The sequence below is a fragment of the Pseudomonas sp. H9 genome (assembly GCF_004353925.1).
GTDB lineage: Bacteria > Pseudomonadota > Gammaproteobacteria > Pseudomonadales > Pseudomonadaceae > Aquipseudomonas.
Genome location: NZ_SMOK01000003.1, coordinates 120,427 through 137,846 on the forward strand (window position 1 = coordinate 120,427; position 17,420 = coordinate 137,846).

General features: G+C 60.6%; 12 protein-coding genes. 1 reads left to right on the forward strand and 11 read right to left on the reverse strand.

The window, feature by feature from the left end; translation table 11 throughout:
- Nucleotides 1-60: 60 nt before the first annotated feature.
- The gene (locus E1573_RS01420; RefSeq protein WP_133209892.1) at nucleotides 61-1,101 is read right to left on the reverse strand and encodes an AraC family transcriptional regulator; all 1,041 of its coding nucleotides are present in this window, start codon (nucleotides 1,099-1,101) and stop codon (nucleotides 61-63) included.
- 189 nt (nucleotides 1,102-1,290) lie between these two features.
- Between E1573_RS01420 and E1573_RS01425 the strand changes: the two genes are divergently transcribed.
- Nucleotides 1,291-2,331, forward strand: coding sequence for an AraC family transcriptional regulator (locus E1573_RS01425; RefSeq protein WP_133209895.1), 1,041 nt, complete (start codon nucleotides 1,291-1,293; stop codon nucleotides 2,329-2,331).
- 99 nt (nucleotides 2,332-2,430) lie between these two features.
- Here E1573_RS01425 and E1573_RS01430 read toward each other — a convergent pair whose 3' ends face one another.
- From E1573_RS01430 to E1573_RS01475, 10 genes are all read right to left on the reverse strand, one after another.
- Nucleotides 2,431-3,864 carry a DUF1254 domain-containing protein gene (locus E1573_RS01430; RefSeq protein ID WP_165957278.1) on the reverse strand — a complete coding sequence of 478 codons (1,434 nt, stop codon included), beginning with the start codon at nucleotides 3,862-3,864 and terminating at the stop codon, nucleotides 2,431-2,433.
- A 70-nt stretch (nucleotides 3,865-3,934) separates the two neighbouring features.
- A complete protein-coding gene (locus tag E1573_RS01435) occupies nucleotides 3,935-5,383 on the reverse strand; it encodes a DUF1254 domain-containing protein (protein WP_133209901.1) in 1,449 nt (482 codons plus the stop codon).
- Nucleotides 5,384-5,465: 82 nt separating this feature from the next.
- Entirely contained in the window at nucleotides 5,466-6,812 is a 1,347-nt protein-coding gene (locus E1573_RS01440) for a DUF1329 domain-containing protein (RefSeq protein ID WP_133209903.1), read from the reverse strand.
- The gene (locus tag E1573_RS01445; RefSeq protein WP_133209906.1) at nucleotides 6,812-8,626 is read right to left on the reverse strand and encodes a DUF1302 domain-containing protein; all 1,815 of its coding nucleotides are present in this window, start codon (nucleotides 8,624-8,626) and stop codon (nucleotides 6,812-6,814) included. Before E1573_RS01445 ends, E1573_RS01440 begins: the two co-directional genes overlap by 1 nt.
- A gap of 271 nt (nucleotides 8,627-8,897) precedes the next feature.
- Nucleotides 8,898-10,664, reverse strand: coding sequence for an allophanate hydrolase (gene atzF / locus E1573_RS01450; protein ID WP_133209909.1), 1,767 nt, complete (start codon nucleotides 10,662-10,664; stop codon nucleotides 8,898-8,900).
- Complete coding sequence (uca, locus tag E1573_RS01455) at nucleotides 10,661-14,266, reverse strand: urea carboxylase (RefSeq protein WP_133209911.1); 3,606 nt, start codon at nucleotides 14,264-14,266, stop codon at nucleotides 10,661-10,663. Before uca ends, atzF begins: the two co-directional genes overlap by 4 nt.
- 186 nt (nucleotides 14,267-14,452) lie before the next feature.
- On the reverse strand, nucleotides 14,453-15,079 hold the full coding sequence (locus E1573_RS01460) for an urea amidolyase associated protein UAAP2 (protein ID WP_133209914.1): 627 nt from the start codon (nucleotides 15,077-15,079) through the stop codon (nucleotides 14,453-14,455).
- A 10-nt stretch (nucleotides 15,080-15,089) separates the two neighbouring features.
- A complete protein-coding gene (locus E1573_RS01465; protein WP_133209917.1) occupies nucleotides 15,090-15,803 on the reverse strand; it encodes an urea amidolyase associated protein UAAP1 in 714 nt (237 codons plus the stop codon).
- Nucleotides 15,804-15,816: 13 nt separating this feature from the next.
- Nucleotides 15,817-16,596, reverse strand: coding sequence for an ABC transporter ATP-binding protein (locus E1573_RS01470; RefSeq protein WP_133209919.1), 780 nt, complete (start codon nucleotides 16,594-16,596; stop codon nucleotides 15,817-15,819).
- Nucleotides 16,593-17,408, reverse strand: a complete 816-nt coding sequence (locus E1573_RS01475) for an ABC transporter permease (protein ID WP_133209922.1) — start codon at nucleotides 17,406-17,408, stop codon at nucleotides 16,593-16,595. Before E1573_RS01475 ends, E1573_RS01470 begins: the two co-directional genes overlap by 4 nt.
- Between the last annotated feature and the right edge of the window lie 12 nt (nucleotides 17,409-17,420).

The window sequence follows — 17,420 nt, forward strand, 5'->3', positions numbered from 1 at the left end:
ATCCAGGCCCCTGCGGGCTGCCGCAGCTTTTCGGTCAGCTGCTGCTCCAACCTGTCGCCATCAATCGTGCTGACGAAACTCAGTTGGTGCCATTTCATACCATCGACGAAACGCTCGCACGAAACTGGACTGATCGTGGTACCCGAGATGATCCGCAACCTCTGCGATCGTCAGTGTTTCGTCCTTGAGCAGGTCTATCGCCAGGTAACGGCGATGGGTTTCGACAATGGAACTGAAACTCCACCCCTCGCGTGACAGCGAGCGATGAAGGGTACGCGGGGTGATGTGCAAACGCTCGGCCACCGTCTCAAGTGTCAGCTCGCCTCGCAAGCCGGTGAGCACTGAGGCGGCCACCTGCTCAAGGTGGGTCGTGGGAAGATCACGCTCGCAATAGTCTTGCAATGCTCGCATCAGCGCCGCGCGCACTGCCGGAACACCTGCTTCACGTGGTGTTCGCAACGCTTCGACATCCAGGACCAACAGGTCCCGAGCGCTTTCAAAGTGCACCGGCATTCGCGCCATTTGCAGCCAGGGTTGCGGATCGGACGGGCGCTGCCTGCGCAAATGCACCTCGCACAGTGCTGGCGGAGCGCCAGGCAGGCTGCGCAGATACTGGATGTGTTGCGCTACCCAGTAATCTGCTTCTTCTGCTGCCGGACGCAAGCCGAAGCTCGGCAGTATTTCGATTTGCAGCAGTCCATCAGACGCAGAAAAATGCAACGCCATATGCCCCGCAATCACCGGCCAGAACCGCTGCATGCACTCAAGCGCCTCCAGGCGGCTGGGCAGCAGTTGCATCAGATAGCTGAGGCCTTGCATTTGGGCCGGGCCACCTTGCTTGCCCACCTCCAGACCGATTGCCTCGTCATTGCTCAGCGCGGATACGACTTCCCAGAATCGCCGGGCAAGAAACGCAGGCAACCGCAGATTCGGCTGGCGCAGCCGGACAAGACTGACGCCCCACTCCGTTTCCAGGCGCGCCATGTCCATGCCAAGGCAATCCAGCGTCTGAACCCAAGTCGAGAAGATTGAGGCGCACAGCGATGCGGTGTGCCGATCTGACTCAACGGCGGCTTCCTGCCCTCGAATGACGCTTTGCATACCGTTCTCCACAATTTCCTTCGTGAAAGGCAACCATACAGTCGGATCGAAAATGGTAAGGTCAGCGGTACCTAGGCACCGGACTGACAATAATGAACCGGCCCAAGCTACCGATCGACTCAATTCAGATTGAAGCGTCGGCTTTCAACACGCATTCTCCTACTTACAATCATGATCTTGCGCGCCTAGATGATAACGCCTTCCTCTCTCCCGCCTACGACGCTGGCAACCGTAGCCCGGACTATTGCAACGACCCTGCAACAATCCTATGGCGTGGATCCGTTACCTGTTCTCAAAAGCGTCGGCATCGATCCTGCGGTGATTCATGACAGCGGCTTGCGGTTATCCATAACCACGCTCGGTCCCCTGTGGCGTCATTGCGTAGCGATCACAGGCGATGAAGCTTTTGGGCTGCGCGTTGCCCGCTATCTGAAACCAGCCAGCTTGTATGGCGTCGATCTTGCTCTGTTCGTTTGTACAACGCTTGAAGAAGCGGCAGAGCGACTCGTGCAGTTGTTGAACGTACTCAGTACTGTCAGCCAACCGGTATTGGTCGAGGACCAGGCCGGCGATTGGCGACTGGAGTTCCACCTTAATGAGGGCATTCGACCGGAAGCGGCAGCGAGCGATTGTTTCATTTATGCCCAGATCCTCCTGTTCGAGCGCCTCTGTGGAAAACAGCCCGACCAGTTTCTTCGCCAGGTGGAAATGCGCAGAGCGCCCCCGCAGGATGCGACAAAGTGGCAAGTGATGGGATCGAAGGTTTTGTTCGCCCAACCTATCGGCGCGCTGGTATTTCGCCGAGAAGCCTTCGCCTTTCTGCTACCGGGTACCAATCCAAATCTACAGGCGCAGATTGAGCAACCCATCCTGCAGTACCTGATTCAAAATGGAATGCCGCTGCCACTTGGAAGCCTGCGTGCCCAACTCGCGGGAATGCTCATGAACAATCCCACACTTGCAGGGCTCGCAGCTTACCTTGGCCTGTCCGATCGACAACTACAGGGCATGCTGCGCAAACAGCAGATGACCTTTAGCACCTTGCTTGATCAAACGCGCGAAGCCCAAGTGCTTGTGATGCTGAGCATTCCTGAGCTGTCCTTGAAAGAGATTGCCCAGCGCGTCGGTTTCAGCAAAGCCGACCACCTGATTCGCGCCTTCCGTCGCTGGCAAGGCATGCCTCCGCAGAAATACCGCCAACAACTCTCCTCCCCCTCGAATAACCTGTAGGCGACGTATCCCTGGCACGGTGTCGGCGGATTCGAATTGAAACCAGCAAAGCCCCGACCACCCAGGCCGGGGCGTGAAGGCTCAGAGGCCGCTGGCGATTCAGGCGCGTACAACCTTCGGGCCTGGCCAGGTCATCGCGGCGAATCGCCCTTTGGGCTCATAGCCTCGCAGGATCATCATGAACGGTTTGCCGGCCTGAGTCGGCAGCCAGTTCGCACTTTTCTCTCCACCCGGATCGGTCGCCTGTAGATAGAGGGTTAACGATCCGTCTGCATCCTTGCGCAAGTCCGAACGATTACCAACCGAGTAACGGTCGATCGGGTTGGGGATGACCGTATAGCCTTCGTAGCGATACAGGTGGATCGACCAGAACGCTTCGGCTTCCGGCAGTTTCCCGTCAGGAAATGTCACGGTATAGCGAGCGTTTCCATCCAGAAGCTGCCCGGTCTGGTCTTTTTGATAGACCAGGTAAATATTTTCCGTTATCGGCAAGACCACAGTGCCCAGCAGGATTGTACTGGCGCGGTACAGGTAGTCATCGCCGTAGATGCCGGCGTTCTTCTGCGGATACACCCAGCCATTGCTCGACTGCTGTCCGGGCAATGCCTTGGCGGCTGCAATGACCTTGGTCCGTCCGTCCGCTTCAGCCCGCATCAGGCCACGTCGAGTTTCAGCATCCAGGGCACTGAAATCCAACGGCTGCGTGGCACCCAGCCCGATATTCGCGAAGCTGCCCACCAGGCTTGCCTCAGACGCAGGTGGGGGGCATTCGCGCAACATCAACTGCAAGGTTTTGAAGTCAGCAAGCGGGTCGACCTGCACATCCAGCGGCTGGAACACACTGGACTCAGGCGCGACCCAAGCCGTTTGGCCATAGGCACTGAGCGGGTATGCCTGGAATTCGTCTTGCAGCGCGATGACATTCTGCCGGTCAGCATCGTTATCGAAGTACAACCGCAGTACGGTGTACAGCAGCGGCGAGGGTGCCCGGTAGACCTTGGCGACCTCGTTTGGCAGCGTGCCTTTCCAATTCGGCCCGACCAATGCAATCAGGGCCCCGCCGCCTGGCAAGTCACGACGGTTCGCCACCCCGAAGGTCACACCGAACAGGTCGTTCAGATGCAGGCTCCAGTAGCGTGACGCAATGGGAGGAATGCGCACCAGCATCGGCTCATTGCGCAGGTCCGCCCAGAGGTTGGAATACAATGTATCGGTTTGCGGCATCCCCGGCACCGTCGGCGTAACCGTATTGCGCCGGTGGAGGAATGCGCCATAGCGATGCCTTTGGCCGGTCATCGGATCGCCTTTGCTCATGCGCTGGTAGCGCATTCGCGCAAAGTAAATCAGCGGATAGCCATACACATAGGCGGCCATGCCCAACTGATAAGCCTGCTCTTCACGATTGCCGGCAGCCAGCAGTTGGGCTCCCGGGAACAGAGCGCCAAGACCGCCCACCAAGCCTGCAGCGGCGAACCCCTTGAGCAAGCGGCGGCGTTGTTCGAACAGATTGCCCGTATTCAGTGAATCGAACATGAGAACTCCTTTCAGGTGGTCCAGGCCGCAGGGCGGATGCATGCAACCCGCCTTGCGGATATCGACGTGGTTATTTGAGAGAAAGCGCTTGTACCGGTGGCGGCGCCCAACGGCGCTGCTGGATGGCTTCGCCTGGAACGTATGCGCGGAAGGTGGTCGCAAAGCGCTGGGGCGGGATCGGCAGCCAGTTCGAACGCTTTTGCACGCCTGGGTCGTCGGTTTGCAGGTAAAGGGTCAGGCCACCGTCGGGATCTTTGACCAGCCCGGGTGTACGGTCGCCAATGGAATAGCGATCGATCGGATTCTCGGCGAAGTTGAACGTCGCGTCGTAAATGCTCATGGACCAGAACGCCTTGACGTCGGGCAGCGCATCCGGGGCAAAGCGCACTACATAGCGGTTTTTGCCGCCATCTAGCGGCTGGCCTTCAGCGTCAAAACGGGCGCTGATGTAGGAAGCCTCTTCGACTTCGTTGGCAATGATGCCACCCAGCGACTGAAGTGCTGCACGGCCCAGCCACTTGTCGTGCAGGCCGAGACGGCCATAGTGCTCCGGGCCGATTCCCCATCCATTGATGAACGTGCGACTGTAGCCAGCGACCACCGCATCCTGCAGCAACTTGCGGCCATCCACCGCCGCTCGTGCCAGCCCCCGTCGGGTCGCATCATCCAGCGTCTCGACGTTCTGCCCCGGGCCGACACCAATGCTGGCGAACTGGCGAAGCAGAGGCTCCAGGCGCGCCTGCGGGGGGTTCTCGGTCATTGCGCGATTGATCGTGCGCCACTCATTGAGCGGATCGGCCTTGCGGTCATAAGGCTTCCACACGTCACGCTGCTCGGCGCCAGTGATCTGCGGCTTGCCCCAGCGGCTCAAGGGCGTAAGCCGGTACTGTTCCTGCAGCTTGTGCACCTCGGGCAGGTCGGCGCTGCCATCCACCAGGGTACGACCGATGATGAGCGCAACGTTGCTGCGCGATGCCGGCAGTTGCTTAACGCCTGCGGGCAGCTCGCCTTTCCAGTCCGGGCCGGCAATCAGGTAGTTGCCCGCCTTGGGACCGGTCGAGCGAGAGCCGACATAGGCGAAGTTGTCCGAGTCCATCGAAGCCATTTCCATCACGTAGTAGCGATCACCGGCATCTGGCACTGAAAGAATCATGGGCTCCGGCTTGAGGTCGAGCCAGGCGATGGAATAGAGCGTGTCATTGTTCGGCGTACCGCCATTGCGGTACTTGGCATTCGCCAGGTGACGCGCATGCCAGAACTGATTTTGCGGGGCATAGGGGATGTAGGTTGGATCGACCGGCTGGGTGACCCACAACCAGCGCAGCTCAGCGTTATAACTCCAGGGGAAGGCGAAGATGTATGCCTGCACACCGAGCGTGTAGGCGTAGTTTTCGCGCCAGTCGGCGGTCGCTTTCGCGACCTGTGGTACCTGTGGTGCTTCGCTTGCCTGCGTAGGGGCAATGGAAGCCATTGCCAGCCCCAACATCAGGCCGACACTCAGGACTCGAGTGGTCTGCATGGTGTTGCTCCAGTTCTTGTTGTTATCGGGAAACTGCTGTCTGCAATGGATGGAGCCCGGGCTGCGGGCTCCATCGCAGGGTTCACTTACCCAGTCGCTTGAGTTGCGCCGGTGTGAATTCGTTTAGGCTGCTGACGAAGCCGGTTTCAATGGGCTTCTGAATTTCGTTGGTCAGATAGTTGGCCGCGTAACGACCGGAGATCAGGTCGTAAGTCACTTCCGCTGCGGTCATCGGCAACTCGCGGTCGTGCAGCATGGTCAGGTGCGACTCGTAGTTGCGCCACAGCTCGCCGCGGCTGTCATAGATGTCCGAAGCCATGATCTGCCAGGAGTCTTCGTCGACATAGAAGCGACGCTTGGCATAGACATGGCGTGCGCCAGGCTTGACGGTGGCCTCTATCACCCACACCCGGTGTTTCTCGTAACGCGCCAGGTCGGGGTTGAGGTAGTTGCCCTTGAGCAGGTCGGCATACTTAACGTCTTTGCTGGCCAGCTGGAAGGCGTTGTAGCCAACCAGCAGCTCCTGTTTGCCAAGCAGTTTCCAGTCGTAGCGGTCGGGCGCGCCGTTGAAGCCATCGACGCTGTCAGAGACCACCTGGCCATAGCTGTAGCGCGCACTGTTGTCATAAGCGACCGTTGGCGCACGACGCACGCGACGCTGGCCGGGGATGTACTGCCATGCCGCACGCGGGCTGACGACCTGATTGATCGGATCATGAATCAAGGTAACTTCACCGGCGTAGCGCGAAGGGCTGAGCGTGGCTACGCGGGTGAATATCAGGGCGTTTTCATCGGGTGGCAGATCGCTGATTTTCTCGCGCATCACGTTGCGCGCGTCATAGGTCACCACGGTGAAGTCGCCCTCCCCCTGCACGGTAGCGGAACTGAACTCGCGATGGATCGAACCGCCACGGTAGCGAGTCAGGTGGTTCCACAGCACCTCCAGCGCTTGGGTCGGTTGCGGGAAGGCAACACCGTATTGGTAGCCCGTGAGGCCGTAACCGCTATCGGCAAGGCTCACTTTGGCCAGGTTGGCGCGGCTTTCATCCACATACTGCTGCGGCATACGCACACTGCGGTGGCTGGGGAAAACGCGCATCCGGTAGGCGGGGAATCGAACAAACATCGCTTGCTGCCCGGGGCTGAGCACGTTCTTGTATTGCGCCAGATTGCTGCTGTCGATGACATACAGGGGCTTCTCGCCGGCGAATGGGTCTGCGTAGTTGCCATTGGCACTGACCGCAGCCGCCCCGCTCTTCATACCACCGGTCCAGGCAGGGATGCTGCCATCGCTGTTCGCTGCACGTTCGCTGCCCATCGGGGTCAGCGGGCCATCGAGTTTGCTGGCATCGGTTTCTTTAGCCTGCGCAAGGGTGCATGCGGCCAACAGGGTCAGAGCAAGCGGAATGTGTTTCAACATAGGGTTCATTAGAAGCTCACCTTGAGGGTTACCGACGCGAAGTCGCGGTCATCGATGGTGGAATACGTGTTGGTGCCGAAGAAGTCGTTGTAGGCAAGCTCCAACGAATAGTTGTTGCGGTAGTCGAACGTCAGAGAAGCGCCCGCTGCCATTTGGCCTTCCTGGAAGTTCGGGCCGTAACCCTCGACGTCATGACGGAAGTTCAGTGCCGGGGTAACCACCATCGCAGGAATAAGCGCCTCATAGGCAAGGGCAGCCCGCAACCGATAGCCCCAGGAGAAAGCGGTGTAATAGCCATGCGTGTTGCAGAAATCGGCATTGTTCTGGGCAGCTTGCGCGGCGCTCATGCCACCGGCGGCAGGCCTGAAGCAGACCGCACCGCTATCCTGAACGCGGCCAAATAGCGAAGCGCGACCATAGCGCTCGTCATGCGGATCAAGGCTGCCGATCCAGTTGGCACCTGCCTCTACCGCCCAGTTGAGCTTCTGTGCTCCCAGCACGTTGCTGAAACTGTCGGTGGCGCCGAGGCTGTACTGCCAGACTTCCTTGCGTTTGTACCCATTGACGCTGCTGCCAAGTGGCGGGCTGACGCCGTCGAATATCGGCGTACTGGCCCCCTGACCGGCAACGACTGCCACTGTGTCCGAGCTGTTGAAGCTCAGTGGCTGGTTCGGCCGGTAGCTCAGCTCACTGAAAACTGCGGTACTGCCGACGACGCCGCTGAGGCTCAGGCCGAACATCCGGATATCTTCCGGATAAACCGAGTTGTACAAGCCAGTAGGCAGCGTGCCTGCCGCCAGGCTGGTACGTACCTGGCCATCGAAGGTTGGCGTGCGACTGTGGTAGTTGGCGTAGTAGATACCCAGCTCCGCATCGTTCAGCGCTTCGATCGTCTTGTGCAGTGCCAGGCCGTACTGGCCTGTGTCGCTCGGCCAGTCGGTGGCAGAGCGCGTTTCGAATGCGTGTGCAGCGATGACCTGCTGGGTTGTCAGGTTGCCGGCAGGGTTCACCAGCAGCTTATTGAACTGGCAACCTTCCTGAATATTGTCACCGGTCGAGAAGAACGTACCGCAGCCGTCGAGAACGGTGGGCCGGAAGTTGTACTGGTAGAAACCTTCCAGGCTCAGGGTGTCGGTGAGGTCGTAGTTGAAGCTGAGCATCTCGACCGGCAACTGGCCTTCCTTGAGCTCCACCCCAGGGCGGTTGAACGCAGAGGCATCCAGCGGGTTGATCGCATTGATGCCGTTCTGCAGGAACAGTGCCTCACCCCAGGAAAGCACTTGTTTACCCAGCTTGGCATTGAGCTGGCGACCATTGAGTTCAACGTTCTTCCAGACGTAGAGATCGAGCACCTCAAAGCCCTTGAACTTGGCCATGTCCTGCCAGCCGCTGTCATCGAACGTTGTGAAATCGCCGTTGCCAGTCTCGTAGGCGTGGTCGTACCAGTACTTGAAGCGCACGAACGCGCCCTGGTCGCCATCGTTCAGATCAAAATCGGTCAGGCCCTTGAAGATCTGCGAGATGGTGTCGCCCTTGTCGAAGTTGAGCTTGCCGTCATCTGCGTTGTAGTTGACACCCGTGCCGTGCTTGCCGATCGAACGCGCATCGGCGACGGTCAACTGGAAGGGGTCGGCATTGCGCAGTGCCCAACTGCTCCCCAGGCTCAGGGTGGTGTTACTGGTCAGCGTCCAGTCGTCGTTGAGCTGCCAGGTAGTAGCGTGGGTTGGTGGACTGCTGAACGCGACAAAGGCGCCTGCATAAGCCAAAAGGCCGACTCGCAGGCGCGGTACGACTGCCGCGCGGTGGCGTGGGGATTGCTTCATGCTCCAGATCACCTTGTTGTTATTGTCTTGGTGAGCGCCGCACAGCGCAGACGTCGGCTGTTGACTGGGTATTTCCCAGCACTTCATGCCTCGTGCCCGGCTGAGCGGCGATTGCGGAGCCAACAATCTATGGAAATACAGGTGGGCGGTTAGCCCTGGACGGACAAAAAACTCCCCCAGTCTCTGGATAAAGCGTCGTTATAGGCCGCCATTCACGGCTGAATGGGACGGGCCATCACAGGGCAAACCCGCTTGTGTCGTGAGGTAAGGCTTAATGCCCTAGGCTGGCCAGCCAGTTTCTCCACCCACCGAACCCGGTGATGTCGAGCGCACCGTCGATGGCGTACGGCTCGCAGATAAAGCCGGTCTCCCAACTTCCATCTGCAAGCTCAACCTTGCCAAGCCCCAACGGCGCCGGAATGCCGGTGAGAAACGAACCCAACTCCGCGCTGGGAAGCTCCCATACTTCCACGGCAATGCGCGCCCCGCCTTCGCCGACGCGCATCATGCCTGGCCGTTTCAGCGGGCCACCTGCCAAGGCGTATAAGCGATAGGACGGAGCACTGTAGGTTGCCTGCAGCAAACGTGCGCCGCGCTGGGTCAATTGCCAGTTCAGTGCCAGACCGTTCAGGTGAGCGCCACAGACCACCAGCCGGGCACGGTCATTGCGCGCAGGCTGCTCAGGCGCTTGAAGGCCCTGGTAGGCGTTGGCCAGGCTTAGCAGGTACTGGTCGGTGAATGCGCGACCGAACAGGGTCACGCCCCACGGCAAGCCGTTGGCCATTTCGGCGCTGGGTACCGCCACTGCTGCGTAATCCAGCAGGTTCATGAAGTTGGTGTAATAGCCCAGCTCGGCGTTACGCAGCACTGGCTCTTCAGCCAACTGCGCGAGCGTCACTGGCCGGCCAATGGTCGGGGTGAGTACGCAGTCCAGACCCTCCATGACTTGGTCGCAGATGGCCTTGAGGGTTTGCAATCGATACTGCGCGCGGAAGGTGTGTACTCCGTCGATGGCAGGTGCTTTGGCCAGCACGGTATGGATGACTGGCAGCACCGAGTCAGGGCTGTTCGTCGCCAACTCGCCAACAACGCTATAGCGCTCAGCCACCCACGGCCCCTCATACAACAAGCGCGCAGCTTCCAGAAAGGGGGAGAGATCGAGCGTATGTGGCTGTCCACCCAGCTGGATCAGGCGCTCGACCGCTGCGTTGAAAAGTGCTGGGCCTTCATCACAGCCGAAAAACTCAAGATCCTGCGGGCGAGGCACGCCAAAGCGAAATGGCCTGACAGTCCCGAAGGCCGACTGATCGTTCCAGCCGGGATTGCTACGGCTGTACTCATCACGGGGATCGTGCTGCGCGGTCAAGGCCAACAGCTGACTCGCCTCGGCCGCCGTCGCGGTAAACGTGGTGACGCAGTCCAGCGTGCGGCAAGCCGGTACGACACCTGCCGTGGAGAGCAGCCCCTTGCTCGCTTTCATGCCGACAAGGTTGTTGAGTGCAGCGGGAACGCGGCCTGAGCCGGCTGTGTCAGTGCCCAGCGCAAAGCTGGACAGCCCCAGGGCTACCGTCAGCGCAGAGCCAGAGCTGGAGCCTCCCGACGGGTACTCGGCCAGTGCGCTGTTGCGACAGGCCCCGTACGGCGAGCGCGTGCCGTTGAGGCCAGTGGCGAACTGGTCAAGGTTGGTTTTTCCCAACGGAATAGCGCCAAGGTCGATCAGCTGTTGTACCAGGGTCGCCGATTGCGCTGGGGTGTAGGCAAAATCCGGGCAGCCAGCGGTGGTCGGTATGCCGGCCAGGTCGATGTTGTCCTTGATGGCAAACGGCACGCCATACAACGGCAAGTGGGCAATGTCGGAAGCCTCCAGCGCCGCCAGATACGGCTCCAGCTCCGCTACCGTGAGCAGATGAATGAACATCCTGAACTCAGGGTTGAGTTCTGCGGCGCGCGCGCGCAGCGACAAAATCAGGCGGCGCGGTGACAGCTCGCCACTCAGGTAAGCAGTGCGCAATGCATCAAGCTTCAGGCTGTGGTTCATGCAGATTCTCCTTCGATTGCCAGTGGGTCGAGTACGACGATGCGTTGCCCTGCACGTACCGGTGAACCCGGTGCCGCGCGCACTTCACGAACGACGCCGGCACAAGGTGCCAACACCGGTATTTCCATCTTCATCGACTCCAGCACCACCAGTGTTGCGCCCGCCTCGACCGTGGCGCCCTCCTCGACCAGCACTTGCCAAAGATTCCCGGCGATGGGGCTTTCAACCCCGGTTTGACCCAGCGCCAGTACGGCCTCATCGGGCACTTCGGTCAGCGTTTCGGTGCTTTCGAAATGGGCCTGGCCGCTGTCGATCCAGCGTTGCCGTTCGGCAAAAAAAGCAGTTTGCTGCTGGTCACGGAAAGCCTGAATGTCAGTGGCTTGGTCGGCCAGAAATTGCTGGTAGTCGGCCAGGCGCAATTGCGCGGGTTCAATGTTCAAGTCGAATCGACCCAACGGGAAATCGCGACGAATCTGTAACAACTCGTCAGCGCTCACCGGGTAGAAACGGATCTGATCGAAAAAACGCAGCAACCAGGGTTTGCCGTTGAAAGCTTCGACGTCGCGGTAGCGGTTCCACATCTGCAAGGTCCGGCCCACGAACTGGTAACCGCCCGGGCCTTCCATGCCGTACACGCACATGTAGGCGCCACCGATGCCGACGGAGTTTTCCGCCGTCCAGGTGCGTGCAGGGTTGTATTTGGTGGTGACCAGGCGATGACGCGGGTCAAGCGGTGTCGCCACTGGCGCACCAAGGTAGACATCACCCAGCCCCATCACCAGGTAACTGGCGTCGAACACGGTTCGCTGCACGGAATCCAGGTCGGGCAGGTCATTGATGCGGCGGATAAACTCAAGGTTGCTCGGGCACCACGGCGCGTCCTTGCGCACGGTGGTCATGTACTTTTCGATGGCCAGTTGGCAGGCCGGATCATCCCAGGACAGCGGCAGGTGAACGATCCGCGACGGTACCTCAAGGTCTCCCGTCGCGCAGACTGCAGCCCATTCATCGTTGAGGGTGGCGAGCAACGAGGCCAGCGGCAGTTGTTCGGGTTGGTAGTGCACTTGCAGCGAGCGGATGCCGGGCGTCAGGTCGATGACCCCGTGCAGCGCCTTGGCCTCCAGCGCTTGCATCAGAGCGTGGGCCCGGAAACGCAGCACCAGGTCCAGCTCTGCTGCACCGATCTCCAGCAACAGGTGGGTATCCCCTGCCAGCCGTGCAACCAGGCGGGTGTCATGCTCGCCGATATCCATTACGACGGGGGTAGCCCACTCGGCGGTTGCCGGTAGTGCGACCGGCGCCAATGGCATCAGCACCGACTCGGCGACCAGCGCGCGCGCCTGCCGCACACTGACTGGCACAAAGCGCACTTTGTCTCCGGCTTTGAGTTGCCCCAACTGCCACAAGTCGGCCTCGATCACCGTCACCGGGCACACGAAGCCGCCCAGGCTCGGGCCGTCCGGGCCGAGGATGACCGGCATGTCGCCGGTGAAATCGACGGCACCGATTGCATAAGGGTTATCGTGGATGTTCGACGGATGCAGCCCCGCTTCGCCACCGTCGCTGCGCACCCATTCAGGCTTCGGCCCGATCAGCCGCACACCGGTGCGACTGGAGTTGAAGTGCACTTCCCAATCGGTGGCGAAGAAGGTGTTGATGTAGTTTTCGGTGAAATATTCCGGCGCACCGTGAGGGCCGTAAATCACCCGAATCCGCCGTTGCTCACCCAGCGGGGTTTGTTCAGGTAAACGCGCACCGCTGGCGTGATCCTGCAACGGTGCAAGGTGCAATACATCGCCGGCACGCAACGCCCGACCACCATGCCCACCAAACTGGCCCAAGGTGAACGTGCTTTTGCTGCCAAGGTAGTCAGGCACTTGCACGCCGCCACGCACGCAGAGGTAACTGCGTGCACCGTGGCCACCGATACTGCCCAAGCTCAGCAGCGAGCCTGCAGTTACCACCAGCGCAGTGTTCATCGCAACGGGCGCACCGTTCAGGCTGACCGGCAAATCGGCGCCTGTCACCGCGACCACTGCATCGGTGTTAAAGCGCAGGCTGGGGCCGCTCATGGTGATTTCCAGTGCAGCACTGCCTTCGGCATTGCCGAGCAGCAGATTGCCCTGGCGCAGCGCGCGGCTGTCCATCGGGCCGGAAGGCGGAACGCCAACGGCCCAATAGCCTTGACGGCCTGGATAATCCTGAATCGTGGTTTGTGTGCCGCCACTCAACACTTCAAAGGTGTCCGCCTGGTACACCAGGCCTTCAAGGCATCGGGTCCAGGGGCTACCGCTGGCAAACGGTGTGTCGAGCAGAATCTGGCGCAAGTAACTGCGGTTGGTTTCGACCCCGTACAACTGGGTGTCGCCCAACGCCTGGTGCAACTGCTGGCACGCTTGCTCGCGATCAGGCGCCCAAGCGATGAGCTTGGCGATCATCGGGTCGAAATACGCGGGGATGTCGCAGCCAGCCTCAACCCAGGTATCAATACGCAACTGACGACCATCGGCCGGTGGAAACTGCACAGCAGTCAGCAAGCCCGGGCTGGGCTGAAAGTCTTTACCCGGATCTTCGGCATACAGGCGCGCTTGAATGGCATGACCACGGGGTGTCAGTTGCTCACGCAGTTGCTCGAGCGGCGCCAGCTCGCCCGCTGCGAGCTGGATCATCCAGCGCACCAGGTCAACGCCCCACACTTGTTCGGTAACGCCGTGCTCGACTTGCAGGCGGGTGTTCACTTCAAGGAAGTAGAACTGCCGGGCGTCGCTGTCGAATACAAACTCCACGGTACCGGCACTGCGGTAGTTGACCGCTTTGGCCAATTGCACCGCCGCCGCGCACAGGGCCTCTGCCATGCCGGTGGGCAGATTGGGGGCCGGGGTTTCCTCCAGCACCTTTTGATTACGCCGCTGTACCGAGCAATCGCGAACCCCCAGGGCAATCACTTCGCCCTGCCCGTCCCCGAACACTTGCACTTCCAGATGGCGGGCGCGTTCGATGTACTTCTCGATGAACACACCTGCGTCGCTGAAGTTGTTCTGGCCAAGCCGTTTTACCGCCTCGAAAGCGTCGCCGAGTTCCTGAGCGTTGCGGCACACGCGCATGCCGATGCCGCCACCGCCCGCCGTGCTTTTCAGCATCACCGGATAGCCGACGCCCATTGCCGCGGCCAACGCCTGTTCAACACTGTCGAGCAGATCAGTGCCTTCGAGCATCGGCACACCCCGAGCCTTGGCCAAGGCCCGCGCAGTGTGCTTCAAGCCGAACACCCGCAGCTGTTCCGGGGTTGGCCCGACGAAGGCAATGCCAGCGGCTTCGCAGGCCTCTGCAAAGGCGGCGTTTTCAGAAAGAAACCCATAGCCGGGGTGAATCGCCTTGGCACCGCTGGCCTGCGCCGCCGCCAGAATTTTTTCGACATCCAGGTACGTGGACGCAGCAGCGCCCTCGCCCAGGCTCAAGGCCTGTTCAGCTTCAAGGATGTGGCGGCTGGCGATGTCGGCTTCGGCGTAAACCGCCACGCCTTTGACCTTCAGCTCACGCAGGGTCCGCAGGATGCGGCAAGCGATTGCGCCACGGTTGGCGATCAGTAGTTTTTCGAACATGAGTAGCCCCCAGAGGCGCTTTTGCATCGCCTCGATGGAGTGCGGGCCGTCCCGCAGTTTGCGAGCAGGCTCGGAGCCGTCTCCGAGCTGGAATTTATTTGGTCAACTTGCGACCACAAGAAACCTGTCCCGCGCGGCTTTGGCAAAGGCGCCAGAGCCATGGGCGGGCTTTGTTCCACAAGGCTTTCAGTCCCATATCAGCAGCTCCGCAGGGGTTGGGTTGTAGCCATTGCACGGGTTGTTCAGTTGCGGGCAGTTGGAGATCAGCACGATCACGTCCATGTGCGCGCGCAACTGCACGTATTTGCCAGCGCCGGAAATACCGTCTTCGAAGGTCAAACCGCCCTCGGCGGTAACCGGCACGTTCATGAAGAAGTTGATGTTCGGGCTGATGTCGCGCTTGCCGAGACGGCCGTCGTGGCAGCAGGCGCGCAGGTAGTTGTCACGGCAGCTGTGCATGTGCCGCTTGTTCAGCGCGTAACGCACGCTGTTGCTTTCCTGGGCACAGGCGCCGCCGAGGGTGTCGTGGCGGCCGCAGGTGTCTTCAACAAGGGTCAGCATCGGCTTGCCGAGGTTGGAATACAGCACCGAGCCCTTCCCCAGGTACACATTGTTCTGTTTGCGTAGCGTGCGCTGCACGTCGTAACGCTCACGTGGGTTGGCCGCGCTGTAGAACAGGGTGTCGATGGCCTGGTTGCCTTCGACGTCGAGAATCCGCAGGGTCTGGCCGGCTTTCACTTCGGTGAGCCAGGGTTCACCAGCCGGCACCGTCGCCCGGTAAACAGCCGCTTCGGGGTGCAGTTGCATCGTCATGAGCCAATCCTCAGGCAAACAGGCGTTCAGTGTTGATAAAGGCGCGTTGGTTTTCCGGGCGCGAGGTGCGGCAGTGCTCGGCCACACTGGCGGGGGCCTGCATGAATGTCAGCTGTACGGGCTTGGGGCAATACGCTGGGTCTGGGTCCATCGGGTGCTGGAGCGCGGTGATGACGAACAAGGTGTCCATCGGCGCATACAGCTCGATGTAGTCACCGGCTTTGGCGTTGTTGTGCACGAAGTGCATGTCACCTTGATCGCTGACATCGACACGGCTGAACAGGTTGAGCGTCATCGAAAGGTCGGTAAGGCCAAGGCCCCACTTGCCCATTTCCACCAACAAGTTGTCCGCGCCGTTGCGATAGAAACCGTTGCGCAGTTCTTGATAGCGGCCCTGGCCATATTTTTCTGCGACCTCTTGTGCACACAGCACACCCCCCAGGCTGTCACTCCAGCCACAAGTGTCATGGGTGATGGCGGCCAGTACCCGGCCCATGTCGGAGTAGAGGCAATGCCCGGCCGTAAGTTTGGCGGTGTGCTGGCCCTTGAGGCTGTCGGGCAGGTTCAGCCGCTCGGTTTTCTCGTGGGCGTTGAACAACATCACGCTAACGTTGGCACCGCCCTGAAGGTCCGTCAGGCGCAGCAGCTGGCCGCGCTTGAGCACGAACGAAAGGTGGCCGCCTCCGGGCAGGATTTCATCAGCGATTACGGGAAAGTCAGTCATTATCGAGCATCCATCAGAGGGGATTCAGGTGCGCCAGCAACGGCACCGTCAGGGCTTCACGCCCCTTCGAGCGGTTTTCGTTGAGCGGCAAGTCGTAGGTGATTCGCGCGCCATAGGCGCTGGGTGCATGGGGGTCGTGGCGAATCTTGTCGAACACCATCAGGCGCGTCCCCAGGCTGAAGCCCTCGTTGAGGTCGTGGGTCACCATGAACACCGTGAGATGGGTTTCCTCCCAGAGTTCCAGGAGCAAGGCATGCATGTCTTTGCGAATACCGGGATCGAGTGCACCGAACGGTTCATCCAGCAGCAGTACGCGCGGTTTCATCACCAGCGCCTGAGCGATGGCCAAGCGTTGTTGCATGCCCCCGGACAATTGACTGGGATACTTCGCCAGCGCATGCCCCAGCCCTACGCGTTTGAGCAGCATCGCGGCCTGCTCACGCGCCTCGCGCCTGGCCTTGCCGAACAGCCGCCCGAACACTGGCGAATGCGGCAATTCAAGGCCCAGGGCAACGTTGTCCAGCACGCTCAGGTGCGGGAACACCGAGTAGCGCTGGAACACCACGCCACGGCTTGCGTCGGGCTCACTGCGCAACGGCTTGCCGTTCAGCAGAATCTGGCCTTTGCTCGGGCTCTCCTGCCCCAGCAACAAGCGAAGGAACGTGGATTTGCCACATCCGGAAGTACCGACCAGGGTGCAGAACTCGCCTTCGTTGACGCTCAACGTCAGCCCTTCCAGCACCACCTGATCACCGTATTGCTGCCATACGTTTTGCACGTCGATAAAGCTCATGCCCGTGCCCCCTCGTACCAAGGAAAGGCAACCTGCGCCAGGCGTTTCAGCGCGCGGTCCATCAGCCAAGCCAGCAAGGTGATCCACCCCACGTACGGCAATATCACGTCCATCGCCAGGTAGCGGCGGACCAGGAAAATCCGATAGCCCAGCCCGTCGGTAGAGGCGATAGCTTCGGCAGCGATCAGGAACAACCAGGCCGCCCCCAGCACCAGACGCAGGCTGATCAGCAAGCGCGGCAGCATCTGCGGCAAGATCACTCTGACGATCAGGGTCCAGCTGGACGCGCCCAAGGTTTGCGCCTTGATCAACAGTTCAACGGGAATTTCCCGGGCACGCTGCTCAAGGTCACGCGCCAGCAGCGGTGTAATACCGATGACGATCAGCATCACTTTCGACAACTCACCCAAGCCGAAGACGATGAACAGAATCGGCAGGATGGCCAGCGGCGGCACCATCGACAACACGGTTAGCAGTGGCGACAGCGGCGCGCCCAACAGTGGGATCGCCCCTGCGGCTATGCCCAGGCACAGGCCAACGGCGGCGCTGATCGCCAGGCCCAGCGCCAGCCGTTGCACGCTGGCTGCGGTGTCTTTCCACAGCAGGTAGTCGCCGCTGCGTTTGTCCGCTTCGAAGGCCATGCGCTTTACCGCGTCGGTCATCTGCGCGGCGCTGGGCAATAGCTTGTCGTTGGGGTTTTCCGCCAAGCGGCTGGCAGAGCCCAGAAAGTAAAAGCCCAGCAGCAACGCAAACGGCAGAATCACAAGCAGCAGCCGACTGGAGCGATCGGGGTGGCGATTAATCAGGCGCATGGAAGGTCTCCC

Excerpts from the sequence above, each read along its gene's own strand:
- E1573_RS01420 (WP_133209892.1), bottom strand. The coding sequence starts at position 1,101 with ATGCAAAGCGTCATTCGAGGGCAGGAAGCCGCCGTTGAGTCAGATCGG.
- E1573_RS01425 (WP_133209895.1), top strand. The coding sequence starts at position 1,291 with ATGATAACGCCTTCCTCTCTCCCGCCTACGACGCTGGCAACCGTAGCC.
- E1573_RS01430 (WP_165957278.1), bottom strand. The coding sequence starts at position 3,864 with ATGTTCGATTCACTGAATACGGGCAATCTGTTCGAACAACGCCGCCGC.
- E1573_RS01435 (WP_133209901.1), bottom strand. The coding sequence starts at position 5,383 with ATGCAGACCACTCGAGTCCTGAGTGTCGGCCTGATGTTGGGGCTGGCA.
- E1573_RS01440 (WP_133209903.1), bottom strand. The coding sequence starts at position 6,812 with ATGAACCCTATGTTGAAACACATTCCGCTTGCTCTGACCCTGTTGGCC.
- E1573_RS01445 (WP_133209906.1), bottom strand. The coding sequence starts at position 8,626 with ATGAAGCAATCCCCACGCCACCGCGCGGCAGTCGTACCGCGCCTGCGA.
- atzF (WP_133209909.1), bottom strand. The coding sequence starts at position 10,664 with ATGAACCACAGCCTGAAGCTTGATGCATTGCGCACTGCTTACCTGAGT.
- uca (WP_133209911.1), bottom strand. The coding sequence starts at position 14,266 with ATGTTCGAAAAACTACTGATCGCCAACCGTGGCGCAATCGCTTGCCGC.
- E1573_RS01460 (WP_133209914.1), bottom strand. The coding sequence starts at position 15,079 with ATGACGATGCAACTGCACCCCGAAGCGGCTGTTTACCGGGCGACGGTG.
- E1573_RS01465 (WP_133209917.1), bottom strand. The coding sequence starts at position 15,803 with ATGACTGACTTTCCCGTAATCGCTGATGAAATCCTGCCCGGAGGCGGC.
- E1573_RS01470 (WP_133209919.1), bottom strand. The coding sequence starts at position 16,596 with ATGAGCTTTATCGACGTGCAAAACGTATGGCAGCAATACGGTGATCAG.
- E1573_RS01475 (WP_133209922.1), bottom strand. The coding sequence starts at position 17,408 with ATGCGCCTGATTAATCGCCACCCCGATCGCTCCAGTCGGCTGCTGCTT.